Below are 13,562 nucleotides of genomic sequence, written 5' to 3' on the forward strand. Positions count from 1 at the left end.
TGCTTTTTTTCTTAATTATATCACAGAGATTTTCCTAATGCATTTTTTCTTTGGTAAATGAGAATAGACAAGCCTCATTTGACTTGCCTATATTACTTAAATCCATTTATTAAACTTTTTGATATACATCTTTTTGGCCATCTGAACAACAACACAATACATCAATAATATTAATGTTATCCAAAAGAAGTAATTCATAGGTAATGCTTCTAAACCTATGGCTTCCCCAAAACCTATAAATGGTACACTTATTCCTAATATCACGATAACTAAACTTAAAACTACAACTGGTGTAGATGCTCTGCTCTCTATAAAAGGAACTTTCTTGGTTCTTATAATATGAACAATCAATATCTGAGATATCAATCCAACAATAAACCATCCAGATTGGAATAAACCTTGTGTAGCATCACTATTAGCTTTAAACACATACCACATCAATAAAAATGTTATTATATCAAATATTGAACTTATAGGACCTATATAAACCATAAATTTACCTATATCATCTGCATTCCACTTTTTAGGTTTCATTAAATATTCTTTGTCCATATTGTCCCATGGAATGAATATCTGTGAAACATCATAAAATAAGTTTTGAATTAAAAGCTGTATTGGAAGCATAGGAAGGAAAGGTAAAAATATACTTGCAGCAAGTACACTAAATACATTACCAAAATTAGAACTTGCAGTAATCTTTATATATTTCATTATATTTCCAAAAACTTTTCTTCCTTCAATTACTCCCTCTTCTAGTACCATCAAACTTTTTTCAAGTAAGATAATATCAGCTGATTCTTTAGCTATATCTACTGCTGTATCAACAGATATACCAACATCTGATTGACGAAGAGCTGGTGAATCATTTATACCATCACCCATAAATCCAACAACATGACCCTTTTCTTGAAGCAATCTTATTATTCTTGATTTTTGTATAGGAGATAACTTCGCTAAAACATTTGTAGTTTCTATAGCTTTTGTTAGTTCATCATCCTCCATATCATCTATTTCATTTCCAAGAAGAACATTACTAACATCAATACCAACTTCTTTACATACTTTCACTGTAACTGCATCATTATCACCAGTTAACACTTTTACCTCTACTCCATTTTCATGAAGGGCTTTTATTGCATCTTTTGCAGATTCCTTAGGAGGATCTAAAAATGCTATATATCCCATTAAAACCATGTTAGATTCATCTTTTACACTAAAGTTGTTTTCATCAGGTATATTGTTTTTTTGAGCAACCCCAATTACTCTCATACCTTCTTTGTTTAGATTTTCTACTGTTTTTAATATCTTTTTCTTAATCTCATCAGTAAGATTTACAACCTCACCCTTATACTCTGCAAAGCTACAGATTGAAAGCATTTCCTCCACAGCACCTTTTGTTATAAGCTGTCTTTTTTCATCTTTATCTTTTAAAACTACTGACATTCTCCTTCTTACAAAATCAAAAGGAATTTCATCTACTCTCTCATAATTTTCTTTAAAAGCTATTAACCCATTTTCTTCTCCATGTTCAAGTATTGCAATGTCCATCAAGTTTCTTAATCCTGTTTGATAGAAACTATTTAAATATGCATGTTTTAAAACTCTTATATCTTCTTCTCCATGAATATTTAAATGTTTTTCAACAATTATTTTATCAAGTGTTAATGTACCTGTCTTATCTGTACAAAGAATATCCATTGCCCCAAAGTTTTGAATTGCATCAAGTTTTTTAACAACAGTTTTTCTTTTTGCCATAACTACAGCACCTTTTGCAAGATTTGTAGTTACTATCATTGGAAGCATTTCAGGAGTTAAACCAACAGCAATTGATATTGCAAAAAGAAGGGCCTCAAGCCAATCTCCTTTTGTTACACCATTAACAACAAATACTATAGGAACCATAACAAACATAAACTTTATAAGAAGAGAACTTACGCTTTTTACACCTTTTTCAAAGCTTGTTGTCTTTTTATCCTCTGTAAAAGATGATGCCATAGATCCAAAATAAGTTTCATCCCCAGTAGCAATTACTACAGCTACCGCACTTCCACTAATTATATTAGTTCCAAGCAAACAAATATTATCTAAATCAAATATATTAACATCTCTTATATCTTTCTTTAATTCTTGAAATTTTTCTATAGGTTCAGATTCACCTGTAAGTGAAGATTGACTTATAAATAAGTCTTTACAACTTATTATCCTTAAATCCGCAGGTATCATATCTCCGGCAGCTAGATGAACTATATCACCTGGAACAAGGTCTATTATATTTAATTCATTTACTCCCTTTTCCTTTCTTTTTACAGCAGTTGTAGTTGTAACTAAACCTTTTAGTTTTTCTACATCATTTGAGGATTTAAGTTCTTGAAAAAACTGCAAAAGTACACTGATAGTTATCATAGTTGTAATTATTACTATTGTTATATAACTTTTTTCTTCCTTTGGTGCCATTACTATATCAGTTATAAATGATACTACAGCTAAAGAAATAAGAACCAAAATAAATGGATTTATAATCGCCTCAAATAAATGTTTATACCAAGCTTTAGGTTTATCTTTGGAAATTTTATTAAGACCGTACTCTTCTCTTCTATTTAATACTTCCTGCTCTTCTAATCCAGAAATATTTGTTTGTAGTTTATCATATAGTTCTTTTATGCTTATAGCACTATTTTCATAAACTCTATTTTTTATTTCTTTTTCATTTTTATTTATATCAAAATTCTTTCTTTTTAGCATAATTCACTCCTCCTACTTAAAAATGACAGCACTTAATACAGGTTAAAACAATATTATTTTTAACCTAACTGTCTATATTTATTTAGTATTACGATTTTTGAAATTTATATTAGCCTGAGAAGCAGCGATTAGCTTTATAGAAATGTTTTTATAGAAATCCTTAGGATATTTTCACAATCTTTTTTAAATCGAAGTTAAGAAACGAATAATTTAAACTTAATTCTGAAGTTGTCCGTTTTTTTCTATAATGAGCACCCCCGCCATCACTGTCACTACTACTATAAATATCCATTCTTCTTCACCTCCGAAAATTTAATTTAGTAAAAATAAAAAAACCTCGCCAAACTTAAACGTGACGAAGCTACCATAATAACTTTCTCGTTCAAGTTTTGGCTCTGCAAGGCAATGAAATTGCGTTAGATTAAACCTTCTTTGTTCGGTAAAACCTGCTAACCAGTTCAGAATGTTTCCATCCTTTTACGGCAGCAATCCGTATCCTTGTAGTAACCTCACCTACCGAGGCTTATTTAATTTCCACTTTCATAATATGTTTTATTCCTTAGTTTGTCAACCTTAAATAAAAAAATACTGGTTTTTATATAGAATTTGGTAAGTCAAAAATAGCAACAATACATATATTGGTAGTAATACTAATACATTAATTAGGTGATTGTTATTAAAATTTATTCTGGATTAAACATAAATGAACTTATTTTTTTAGGCGAAGGCACTCAAGGTAAGGTATATAAAATAGATTCTAAAAAATGTATAAAGATCTTTAAAAGCAAGAAAATCTGCACTGCTGAACTATATACTTTAGTAATGGGACAAAAGGACGAACATTTTCCAATACTTTATGAGTACGGCAATAGATATATAATAAGAGAATATATAGATGGCATAGAACTCGATAAATATCTAAGTTCTAACCCCCTTACTCCTGACATTTCAAATAAACTTATTGAATTATATGAGGCCATGGAAAAAGTTGGCTATTCACGCTTAGACTCTGCATTATTTCATATTTTTCTAACTCCTTCTGAAGATATTCGGCTTATTGATACTGCTAGAGCTATGGTTAAAGAAAGTACCTATCCTAAATTGATTCTAAGTGGTTTAAATGATTTGGGCTACAGAGATGAATTCTTAAATCATGTTAAAGTTTTTAATCCTAAACTCTATAATGATTGGATTAACCATCATAAGTAATTAAGTAAAAGAGGAGAAAATATGAGATTCATAGTTTTTGGAGATTCTAAAGGTAAAGAAAATGGTATAAACAAAAAAGTTCTACATTCACTTATGAAAGAAAGTTCTAAATTGTATCCCTCTCCTGAGTTTATACTAGTATGTGGAGATAGTGTGGCTGGAGGTAGTAAAGAGGAAACACTAGCCATTCAACTTATGGATTTTAGAGATATAATATTAAAATATCATCCAAACAAATCTTTATTCCCCGTTATAGGTAATCATGAAGTTAATATTGAACCAGAGGATGATAGATTTGAACAAGTTCTCGATCAATTTTATAGAAATTTGACTCCAACTTATGCTTTAAATGGATACAACAATACTGTTTATTGTGTCGATTTTGATGATACAAGATTAATAATTCTAAATTCCTTCCACCCCTCTGCTCTTCATAAAATAGATAAGGTACAACTTAATTGGTTTAAATCCATGGCCTCTGTACCAAGTAAAAATAAACTTGTTTTTATTCATTCCCCAGCCTTTCCTACTGGGGCCCATCTAGGTCACTCACTTGATTTATATCCTGAAGATAGAAATGAGTTTTGGGATATAGTTGATAAATGTAATATAGACATAGTATTTTCAGGTCATGAGCATAACTATTCTAGAAGAGTCATAGACAGCTCTTTTAGTGAAGGTGGTTTTACTTATCAAAATAAAGTACCACAGATAATCTCAGGTGGTGGTGGTGAGAAGTTACGTAATAAATATAAAAGTAAAAAAGGAATAGTTGTAGCTCCTGTAGCAGTATATCATTTTTTAGTTGTTGATATTGATGAATACTCCATCAAAGTTTCTGCAATAACCTCAAAAGGCAAAAAGATAGATGAATTTGAAATAAAGAAATAATTTCTAACTAAAAACAAATGGACTTAAATCTAGCTATTAATCTAGTTTTAAGCCCATTTTTATAGATAGTTTTAAATAAAGTCTTCTAAATCTAAAGTTTTTAAATATATTTCCCTAAATTCATTTTCTAGACAACTCATTGTGATCATATCATAATATTTATGATTATAATAAGCTCCATGTCTTCTTATACCTTCTCTTTTAAACCCTATCTTTTCATAAACATGAACAGCTCTATTATTAAAAGGATAAGCTTCCAGTTCAATTCTATGAAGATTAAACATTCCAAATCCATAGTTTAAAGCTAAAGTCATAGCTTCCGTACCATAACCTTTACTAAAATCCTCTTTTCTATTTATAAGAATTCTGATATTTCCACACCTATTACTTCTATCAACTTCATTAATTACTACTTCGCCTACTATCTTATTATCTTGTTTTGAGAATATCAAAAAATCTACTCGATCACTATCTGCCCCTACTCTATCAATATAATTCTCTATTTCTGTTTTATTAAAAGCTTGAGTACTTCCAGTAAAAATCATTGTTTCAATACTAGTATTTTTAAAATTGTCCCAATATTCTTCTATATATTCTTTATCTAATTTTTTTAGATAAACTATATTTCCATTTAACTCTAAAAAATTTCTCATATTTAACATATTTTTTCTCCTTAAATCTATTTACTTAAATTATAAATATTTTAAGTGAGTTTAATCAACATCATTAATGATTCAGAATAGTTTTTGCTCAATTTTCCTCCTCATTTTTCCCTACTTCTTTTTCTGATATTTCATCTGAAAACTCAGTTGATAGATTAGTTTTATAGTTATTTTTTATAAGTTTATGAACGCTTCCCCTTGCTCTGCTATATCTTAATACCATATAGGCAACTGAGTATACTCCTACCATAAAAAGTCCTGCTATAAGACCCGATCCTTGCCCTGATATAAAAGGCATACTTAGGATAATTATAATCATGCTCATAAGTCCTATCCATGATGTATATGGATAGCCTGGCATCTGACATTTCCCTTCTGGTGGGCATCCATTTTTCTTACGAAATCTTATATGAGTAGCCATTATTACAGCATAAGTAAATAGAAGTGCAAATCCTCCAGCGCTTATTAGAAATAAATAAACTCTAGGAAGTAACATACCTAAACCTAATCCCATCAACATCCCAAGACCTGAAAACAGAATTCCTCTATGAGGCACATCCTTATTATCCTTTAGCCATTTAGGTGCATGACCCTCATCTGCTAAAGATCTTATCATTCTTCCAAGTCCAAACATAGCTGCAAGCATAGTTGATAATATAGCTGTAATTAAAACCAAGTTAAGAACAGTTCCAGCCCAGCTTATTCCCCATCTATTTAGTGCTACCACCATAGGACTTATACTTTCACTTAACTCCGCAGTTGGAACTAATGGAAGAAGAACTCCTATTGAAATTACATAAAATCCTACAAGGCATAAAACTGTATAGGTTATTGCTCTAGGTATTGTTTTCCTTGGATCTCTGGCTTCTGATGCAGCTAATCCTATTATTTCAAAACCTGCATAAGAAAACATAACTATAAGCATACTTCCTGCAAGACCTTTTATTCCTCCCGGCATAAATTCCTCTCTACTTAATTCGCCAACTCCAACCGCTCCGCTTCCTGATATTATTCCTACTATTAATAAAAAAGCTACAAATATAAAAGAAATTATAGCTAATACTTTTATAGCTGCTAATCCACTTTCTAGCTTACTTAGTTTATCTGCACCTAATAAATTAAGTAATGTAACTCCAACTATTATGATTCCTCCAAGCAAAGAAATAGAAACATTAGGAAACCATTCCCTAACCAAAATAGATACTGCTGTTGCTTCACTAGATATAGCTAAAACCATTCCCGTCCAATATACCCATCCTACAACAAACCCCACACCTTCTCCAAAAGTATTAGCTGCAAAAGTTCTAAATGAGCCTGAATCTGGATTTGCTACAGTCATTTCTGACATTGCAAACAATATAAAATAAACTAATATTCCTCCTAATATATACGCTATTAATATAGATGGCCCAGCTGCATGAATAGCTACAGAAGACCCAAGAAAAAAAGATCCTCCTATTACTGTTCCTAATGCCATCATAGTTAACTGCCAAGCAGACAATCCTTTATGTTTACTCTCCATATTTTGCCCTCCATTTAAGTTTGTTTATATCTTAGTATTCCTAAAATTCCTTAATATAAACGAAAAAATAAGGCATAGACTTATCTATACCTTATAAAAAACTATATTGCAAGGCTGTTTATCTTAACCGGCTCTTTCCTATCAATCTCTGTCATTGAAACGGGATCTAATATTTCATCTAATTCTCTTATACTTAAAATACCTTCTCTTAATATAATTTCTTTTACAGATATTCCTGTTTTTAAAGCTTCTTTAGCTATATCTGCTGATTTTTTATAACCTATATAAGGGCAAAGTACAGTAACTACTCCTACACTATCATTTACAAGTTGTGCACATCTTTCTTTATTAGCTGTAATTCCTACTATACAATTATCAACAAAAGTTTTTGTTGCATTTCTCAAAGTTTCTATTGATTCGAATAAATTATAAAATAATACTGGTTCAAAAGCATTTAGTTCTAATTGTCCTGCTTCTGCTGCCATGGTTATAGTGAAATCATTTCCCATAATATTAAAAGCAACTTGAGAAACAACCTCTGGAATAACTGGATTTATCTTTCCTGGCATTATCGATGAGCCATTTTGCATTGATGGAAGATTGATCTCTCCTATTCCTGTCTTAGGTCCACTTGATAAAAGTCTTAAATCATTTGCCATTTTAGATAAATTAACTGCACAGGTTTTTAATACTCCAGATACACTTACAAAACCATCAAGATTTTGAGTTCCATCTATTAAATCTTCTGCTTGAGTTAGATTTAACCCTGTAACCTTTTTAAGATTTAAAGTGATATTTTTTAAATAATCTAAACTTACATTAATCGAAGTTCCTATAGCTGTTGCTCCCATATTTACAGTTAACATCTCTTCTTGAATTCTACTTAATCTGTGTATATCTCTTTTAATAACTGATGCAAAAGCATGAAAAGATTGCCCAAGTCTTATAGGAACTGCATCTTGAAGTTGAGTACGTCCCATTTTAATAACATCATTAAATTCTATAGCTTTTTCTTCTAAAACTTCATATAAACGTTCAAGTTCATAAACAGCATTAACTAACATTTTTATAATTACTAGTTTACCTGCTGTTGGAAACACGTCGTTAGTTGATTGAGCCATATTTACATGGTCATTTGGATGAACTAAACTATAGTCTCCTTTTTTCCCGCCTAGTATTTCAATAGCTCTATTAGCTATAACTTCATTTGCATTCATATTTGCAGAGGTTCCTGCTCCTCCTTGTATTGGATCTACTATAAACTCATCATGAAGTCTTCCTGAAATAATTTCATTGCAAGCTTGTATAATAGCTGATCCAACTTTTCTATTTAATTTATTTATATCTATATTTGTAACAGCCGCCGCCTTTTTTATTTCAGCTAGGCTTATTATAAGCTCTGGATGGATTGTTCTATTGGTAATATGAAAATTGTTTTTTGCTCTTAAAGTTTGTACACCATAATAAGCTTCTATCGGTACATGCATATCTCCTATTGAATCAAATTCTATTCTAGTCTCCATATAAATACCCTCGCTTTTATTTTATTTATTAATACAATAGCGAGATTATCATTATTTTCTACTCATGTAAATCTTTAAAAAGCATTTACTTAAAAAAGGTGAAAAAATGCATAGCTAACTTAATTAAAAATATTTTTTATCATACTTTAATTAATTTTATTAAGGGGATTTTTTTAAGATTAGCTCTTAAACTTAATATTTTTAACCTAAAATATTCAAAAAGCTTGTATCATTACCCCTAAAACTTTATTATATTAACTATAGAGGAATTTTTTAAATAAATCTAAAAAGAGGTGCCTATTATTATGGATGAAATAGATTTAAAACTTATTAAACTTCTTCAAGAAAATGCTCGATATTCCCTTAAATATTTAGCTAAAGAAGTGTTCTTATCAACGCCTGCAGTCTCTTCTCGTATACTAAAACTTGAGGAAGCTGGAATAATTAAGGGGTATTCAGCTCAAGTTAACTTACCTAAACTCGGCTACAATATTAAAGCTTTTATAAATCTTGAAGTTAGCCCAAAGCAAAAACCTGAGTTTTATCCTTTTATAGCCGCCTGTCCTAATGTTCTTGAATGTAATTGTGTTACAGGAAAGTTCTCTATGCTTATAAAGGTTTCCTTTCACACTACTGAAGAACTTGACGGTTTTATTAATGAAATACAGAGATTTGGAAATACTGAAACTCAAATAGTATTCTCTACCCCAGTTGATCATAGAGGAATTCAAATAGAAATGAATTAAACTCATAAAAAGCCTCGCAAATTACTGCGAGACTTTATTTTAAGAAAAATATATATTAAGTTTTCCATCATCATATCTGGCTGTGCTGATTTCTTTAGATTGAAGTTTAGTTGGAAGTACAAAACCTCTTCTTTCATTTTTTATAGATATTATGATTTCATCCTCATTTTGAGATAGTTTAATTTCATTTTTATCTATAAAAGGCATTTTTATTTCAAGAATATAGTTTCCGTCTTCACTTTTTATATCAAATATCTTTTCTTTAAATAAAACATTGCTTGGATCAAAATCTCCATAAAGTTTATCTCCAGCTTCTTTTAAATGTGTATATTTTCTCAGCTCATGATTCATAAGTTCAAGCTTAAATATTGGTATTCCTTTAAAACTCTCTTCGATATCTTTAATGGTATTTTTTTGTATATTAGCCCATTTCTCAAAATAACCTTCAAGAGATTTCTTTGAAAAAATCCTGTTTATAAATATTCCATCTACGTTGTAATCAAACAAATGAAGATATGAAAAACTCCTTTTTGCTTCTTTAACCACTATCTTTTCTGGAGTTGTAACTATTCTAATACTTACTACATCTTTGTTAAGCATAAGTTTATGAAGTTCATCAATCTTCTGATAAAGTTTATCTATATCGTCAAACACCTTATCATCTGGCAAAGGAATTTTAACGGTAGCTTCAACTACAGGTTTAACAAACTTAGCTGCTTTTCTTTTTATAGGGAAAAACTTTTCCATCCACCATTTAAATAAGTCTGGAAACTTTAATAAGGACATGGTTTCCCCTGTTGGCGCACAGTCAACAATTAAAACATCATATACTCCTTCATCGTATACTTCCTTAATTTTTATTAAAGATAAAAGTTCCTCAAAACCTGGAAATACTAATAATTCCTCTGTTTCTATAGTCTTATCTGATTTTAACATCATTAATTTTTCAATATAACCTTTTATATTTCCCCAAACTCTTTCATTTTCTATAATCGAGTCAATCTCCATAGCATAAAGATTTTCACTTACCTTTATAGGCTCATTAGAAAGCTTAACATCAAAAGAATCACCTAAACTATGAGCTTGGTCTGTACTCATGATAAGTACCTTCTTCCCTTCCTCTGCTATTTTGCAAGCAGTAGCTGATGCTATACTTGTCTTTCCTACTCCACCTTTACCAGTATATAATATTACTCTCATAACTTTCCCTCCACCTTTATGAAAAATCAACCTCTACTTTTTTTGTTATTTTTTTCTCTTCTTTCTCATCTTTTTCTTCTTGTATCATATATATTGCTATATCTTTTATTAAACTAAATGCATCTTTTTCAATATCATCAACTCTTTTTCTTACCTTATCTGGAAGTATCTCTTTTATAGCTTCATATTTTAGAGCTTCTGCTTTTATCATTTTTTTAATAAATTCCTTATTCATAAAATCACCTCTATTCAAAATAAATGCTTAATTTTTCAGAATTAAGTTTTGCTGATACAATAGAATATTTCCTTATAGAATTAGGTATAGGAATATTCCTTTTAAAATTGCCTATTTTTATTATTACATCGCTTCCTGATTCAAATAAATCAAAATCCTTTTTATCTGTAAAAGGAACATAAACCTCAAGTTTATATCCATTTTCAGTTTTTTCAAAAACTTCATTTAATGTAGTTTCAAGAATATCAAATATATTTTCTTCTTTTAGTGAATCACTAACTATTCTATCTAGTGCCTCAACTCCATTTATGTCTTCCTCATACCATTTAACTTTATATATAGGTATATTAGAAAAAGAGGAGCTTAGCTCTTCTAGATATTTACTTTGAATCTCTTTCCATTCATTAAAGAAATTATTTTCTATTTCTTGTGGTATAAGCCTGTTTATATATATTCCATCTACATTAAAGTTGTATAAATTTAAATACATATAACTTCTTTTGCTTTCTTCTACAACCATTTTTTCTGGTATAGTAACTAATCTTATGCTACATATTTTTCTGTCCTTTAAAAGACTCTGTAATTCAAAAAGCCTAACATACAATTTTTCGATATCACTCATGGCAGCTTCATTAGGCATATCTATTTTAAATGCAACCTTTGATATTGGTCTTAGTACCTTCATAGCAACCTTCCCTACTGGAAAAAGTTTTTCCATGTACCATGAAAATAGTTCTGGAAACTTTAGAAGTGAAAGTGTTTCACCAGTAGGTGCACAGTCTACTATAATCAAGTCATAGATATTTTTATCATATAGTTCTTTTATTTTAAGAAGAGAAAACAACTCCTCTATACCTGGAAAAACTACGATATCTTCATATATTTCTGCATCTTCTTTACCTTTAAAGGAAATCATATTTTTAAATGCATCTGATATATTTCCATAATACTTTTCCATCTCATGATTTGAATCTATCTCTAAGCCATCCAGATTATCTATAACCTCTTCTGGTTCAAAGTTTACTTTTTTCATAAATAAATCACTTAGGTTATGAGCCATATCAGTGCTTACTATTAAAGTCTTTTTACCTTCTTTAGCTGCTTTTACTGCATGAGCTGCTGCTATGCTTGTTTTTCCCACTCCACCTTTTCCTGTAAAAATTAATATCCTTCCCATAATATCCTCCTATAATTCTTATTTAGAATAGTTCTCTTCTCGAAGTATTTGTTTTAAAAATAACTTAGTTTCCTAAGCTATTCTATTTCTATTCTTTTAATTTTTTTAGACTTTTTATCTGGATTATTTGCTTTGTCCTTTTCAGCTTTAAATACAACCATAACTTTATTTATTATACTTATAAAACTCTCTTTCTCTTCTTGAGTTAAAGAGCTATGTATCTCTTTAAAATAATGCTCTATAAGTTTTTTTTCTTCTTTTATAAAATCCTCTGCCTTTTTAGTTAGAACTATATTTACAACTCTTCTATCTTTTTCATCTCTTATTCTTGCTGCCATTTCTTTTTTTTCTAATCTACTGATTACGCCTGTAGCTGTATTTAAAGGAGCATTTATATACTCTGCAATTTCTGTCATATTAGCTTTTTTATATCTATAAAGAAACAAAAGAGATAATATTTCATTTTTTGAGTAATCTAAAAATACATTGCTCCACTGATCCGGAAAAAACAAAAACTTAAATTCATCTATATAATTAAAAATTATTGACTCTAAATTAAAGAGTTCATTATTGTGCATATACTTTTCTCCTAAAATTAATTCTATTCTCGAAGTATATTTTAATTCTACTCTAGAAGTATTTTATTGTCAAGAGTTAAATCCTACGACTTCAATACCTGCTATACTTCCTTTCCCTTCATAGGTTTGCTTACTTCTTTTGTTCAAAAAATAAAGTTTCACTTCTCCAGATAATTCTTCTTTTACTGGTATGTTCATTTCTCCTTTTTTAGGGGCTAATAGTCCCCCTGGTTGAGTTAATCTACCTTCAAGTTTTAAAATACCATCTTTATTTTCTAAAGATATTTTTATTTTTTTATCGTTTATTTCTTCTATTTCTAGCTTGCTATTATTATAAGTTGCAAATCTATATTGATTACCCTGAACTAACAAATTCACTATATAACCTCTAAAAGATTTTTTCCCAAAAGGTATATCTGCAACAGATAAAAAAATACTAGTTCCTTTATCCTCAAAATTATTGCATTGAATCCATAGATACTCCTTAGGGAATGATGTTCCCCAGTCTTTTTCTATATATCCCTTTCCTCTATTAAAAGCTATTTCTTCATTGTTTATTTTGATTTTTCCAGAAACCTCATGGTTCATGCTGATGACCCCATGATAACATTCCATATTAGGGATGTATGCAAAAAAGCCCATTATGTTAGGACACATTATAGACTTTTTTAGAGGAGTTAATGTACCTAGATTTATATCAGCTTTTATATCACAATCTTTATCTTTTATATTAATAAAAACTCTTGATTCAGAAAATGTATTTTCTCCTATACTTATCCTAAAGGGATTTTGATGAAACTTAAAATCTTCTAATTTAAATCGTACATACCCTGTTTTGGTTGTCCTTTTATCATTCTTATCTACACTTACAAATATATATTGAATAAAGCTGTGATAATCTCCATGAAATAAACTTATTCCTGGTATGAAACTTATCACATTTTTTTGATTTTCTGATACCTGTTTATAATACCAGCCTTCAAAATAGCTTTTCTTTTTTAAATCCCCTTGAAAGAGTATGGGCTTTATTATCTTCTCAAACACTTTAGACATCATCCTCACTATATACTATATTTA

Annotated in this window: 12 protein-coding genes and 1 riboswitch; of the genes, 3 read left to right on the forward strand and 9 right to left on the reverse strand. The window is 29.6% G+C overall.

The window, feature by feature from the left end; translation table 11 throughout:
• Nucleotides 1-96: 96 nt before the first annotated feature.
• The gene (gene mgtA / locus BUA92_RS04085; RefSeq protein WP_073017013.1) at nucleotides 97-2,742 is read right to left on the reverse strand and encodes a magnesium-translocating P-type ATPase; all 2,646 of its coding nucleotides are present in this window, start codon (nucleotides 2,740-2,742) and stop codon (nucleotides 97-99) included.
• A gap of 367 nt (nucleotides 2,743-3,109) precedes the next feature.
• A riboswitch (M-box (ykoK) riboswitch) is annotated at nucleotides 3,110-3,270 on the reverse strand.
• Nucleotides 3,271-3,408: 138 nt separating this feature from the next.
• On the opposite strand from mgtA, the gene BUA92_RS04090 reads away from it, so the two are divergent.
• Both BUA92_RS04090 and BUA92_RS04095 read left to right on the forward strand, forming a co-directional pair.
• Nucleotides 3,409-3,951: a hypothetical protein gene (locus BUA92_RS04090; protein ID WP_175550850.1), complete on the forward strand. Its 543-nt coding sequence runs from the start codon at nucleotides 3,409-3,411 to the stop codon at nucleotides 3,949-3,951.
• A 21-nt stretch (nucleotides 3,952-3,972) separates the two neighbouring features.
• Nucleotides 3,973-4,842 carry a metallophosphoesterase family protein gene (locus BUA92_RS04095; protein WP_073017014.1) on the forward strand — a complete coding sequence of 290 codons (870 nt, stop codon included), beginning with the start codon at nucleotides 3,973-3,975 and terminating at the stop codon, nucleotides 4,840-4,842.
• A 71-nt stretch (nucleotides 4,843-4,913) separates the two neighbouring features.
• Here BUA92_RS04095 and BUA92_RS04100 read toward each other — a convergent pair whose 3' ends face one another.
• The 3 genes from BUA92_RS04100 to BUA92_RS04110 all read right to left on the reverse strand — a co-directional run bounded on the left by BUA92_RS04100 (nucleotide 4,914) and on the right by BUA92_RS04110 (nucleotide 8,549).
• A complete protein-coding gene (locus BUA92_RS04100) occupies nucleotides 4,914-5,504 on the reverse strand; it encodes a GNAT family N-acetyltransferase (protein WP_073017015.1) in 591 nt (196 codons plus the stop codon).
• Between the two features lie 88 nt (nucleotides 5,505-5,592).
• Nucleotides 5,593-7,026 carry an amino acid permease gene (locus tag BUA92_RS04105; RefSeq protein WP_073017016.1) on the reverse strand — a complete coding sequence of 478 codons (1,434 nt, stop codon included), beginning with the start codon at nucleotides 7,024-7,026 and terminating at the stop codon, nucleotides 5,593-5,595.
• Between the two features lie 101 nt (nucleotides 7,027-7,127).
• Nucleotides 7,128-8,549 (reverse strand): aspartate ammonia-lyase, encoded by a 1,422-nt coding sequence (locus BUA92_RS04110; protein ID WP_073017017.1) that lies wholly within the window; start codon nucleotides 8,547-8,549, stop codon nucleotides 7,128-7,130.
• 305 nt (nucleotides 8,550-8,854) lie between these two features.
• On the opposite strand from BUA92_RS04110, the gene BUA92_RS04115 reads away from it, so the two are divergent.
• A complete protein-coding gene (locus tag BUA92_RS04115) occupies nucleotides 8,855-9,295 on the forward strand; it encodes an Lrp/AsnC family transcriptional regulator (protein ID WP_073017019.1) in 441 nt (146 codons plus the stop codon).
• A gap of 39 nt (nucleotides 9,296-9,334) precedes the next feature.
• Here BUA92_RS04115 and BUA92_RS04120 read toward each other — a convergent pair whose 3' ends face one another.
• From BUA92_RS04120 to BUA92_RS04140, 5 genes are all read right to left on the reverse strand, one after another.
• Nucleotides 9,335-10,495, reverse strand: coding sequence for an ArsA family ATPase (locus tag BUA92_RS04120; RefSeq protein ID WP_073017021.1), 1,161 nt, complete (start codon nucleotides 10,493-10,495; stop codon nucleotides 9,335-9,337).
• A 16-nt stretch (nucleotides 10,496-10,511) separates the two neighbouring features.
• The gene (locus tag BUA92_RS04125) at nucleotides 10,512-10,730 is read right to left on the reverse strand and encodes a hypothetical protein (protein WP_073017023.1); all 219 of its coding nucleotides are present in this window, start codon (nucleotides 10,728-10,730) and stop codon (nucleotides 10,512-10,514) included.
• Nucleotides 10,731-10,740: 10 nt separating this feature from the next.
• Nucleotides 10,741-11,907, reverse strand: coding sequence for an ArsA family ATPase (locus tag BUA92_RS04130; protein WP_073017025.1), 1,167 nt, complete (start codon nucleotides 11,905-11,907; stop codon nucleotides 10,741-10,743).
• Nucleotides 11,908-11,984: 77 nt separating this feature from the next.
• A complete protein-coding gene (locus BUA92_RS04135) occupies nucleotides 11,985-12,485 on the reverse strand; it encodes a MarR family winged helix-turn-helix transcriptional regulator (RefSeq protein WP_073017028.1) in 501 nt (166 codons plus the stop codon).
• A gap of 69 nt (nucleotides 12,486-12,554) precedes the next feature.
• Nucleotides 12,555-13,529: a tocopherol cyclase family protein gene (locus BUA92_RS04140; protein WP_073017030.1), complete on the reverse strand. Its 975-nt coding sequence runs from the start codon at nucleotides 13,527-13,529 to the stop codon at nucleotides 12,555-12,557.
• Nucleotides 13,530-13,562 lie beyond the last annotated feature (33 nt).

Source organism: Clostridium intestinale DSM 6191, assembly GCF_900130055.1.
Taxonomy (GTDB): domain Bacteria; phylum Bacillota; class Clostridia; order Clostridiales; family Clostridiaceae; genus Clostridium_T; species Clostridium_T intestinale.

Excerpts from the sequence above, each read along its gene's own strand:
- mgtA (WP_073017013.1), bottom strand. The coding sequence starts at position 2,742 with ATGCTAAAAAGAAAGAATTTTGATATAAATAAAAATGAAAAAGAAATA.
- BUA92_RS04095 (WP_073017014.1), top strand. The coding sequence starts at position 3,973 with ATGAGATTCATAGTTTTTGGAGATTCTAAAGGTAAAGAAAATGGTATA.
- BUA92_RS04100 (WP_073017015.1), bottom strand. The coding sequence starts at position 5,504 with ATGTTAAATATGAGAAATTTTTTAGAGTTAAATGGAAATATAGTTTAT.
- BUA92_RS04105 (WP_073017016.1), bottom strand. The coding sequence starts at position 7,026 with ATGGAGAGTAAACATAAAGGATTGTCTGCTTGGCAGTTAACTATGATG.
- BUA92_RS04110 (WP_073017017.1), bottom strand. The coding sequence starts at position 8,549 with ATGGAGACTAGAATAGAATTTGATTCAATAGGAGATATGCATGTACCG.
- BUA92_RS04115 (WP_073017019.1), top strand. The coding sequence starts at position 8,855 with ATGGATGAAATAGATTTAAAACTTATTAAACTTCTTCAAGAAAATGCT.
- BUA92_RS04120 (WP_073017021.1), bottom strand. The coding sequence starts at position 10,495 with ATGAGAGTAATATTATATACTGGTAAAGGTGGAGTAGGAAAGACAAGT.
- BUA92_RS04125 (WP_073017023.1), bottom strand. The coding sequence starts at position 10,730 with ATGAATAAGGAATTTATTAAAAAAATGATAAAAGCAGAAGCTCTAAAA.
- BUA92_RS04130 (WP_073017025.1), bottom strand. The coding sequence starts at position 11,907 with ATGGGAAGGATATTAATTTTTACAGGAAAAGGTGGAGTGGGAAAAACA.
- BUA92_RS04135 (WP_073017028.1), bottom strand. The coding sequence starts at position 12,485 with ATGCACAATAATGAACTCTTTAATTTAGAGTCAATAATTTTTAATTAT.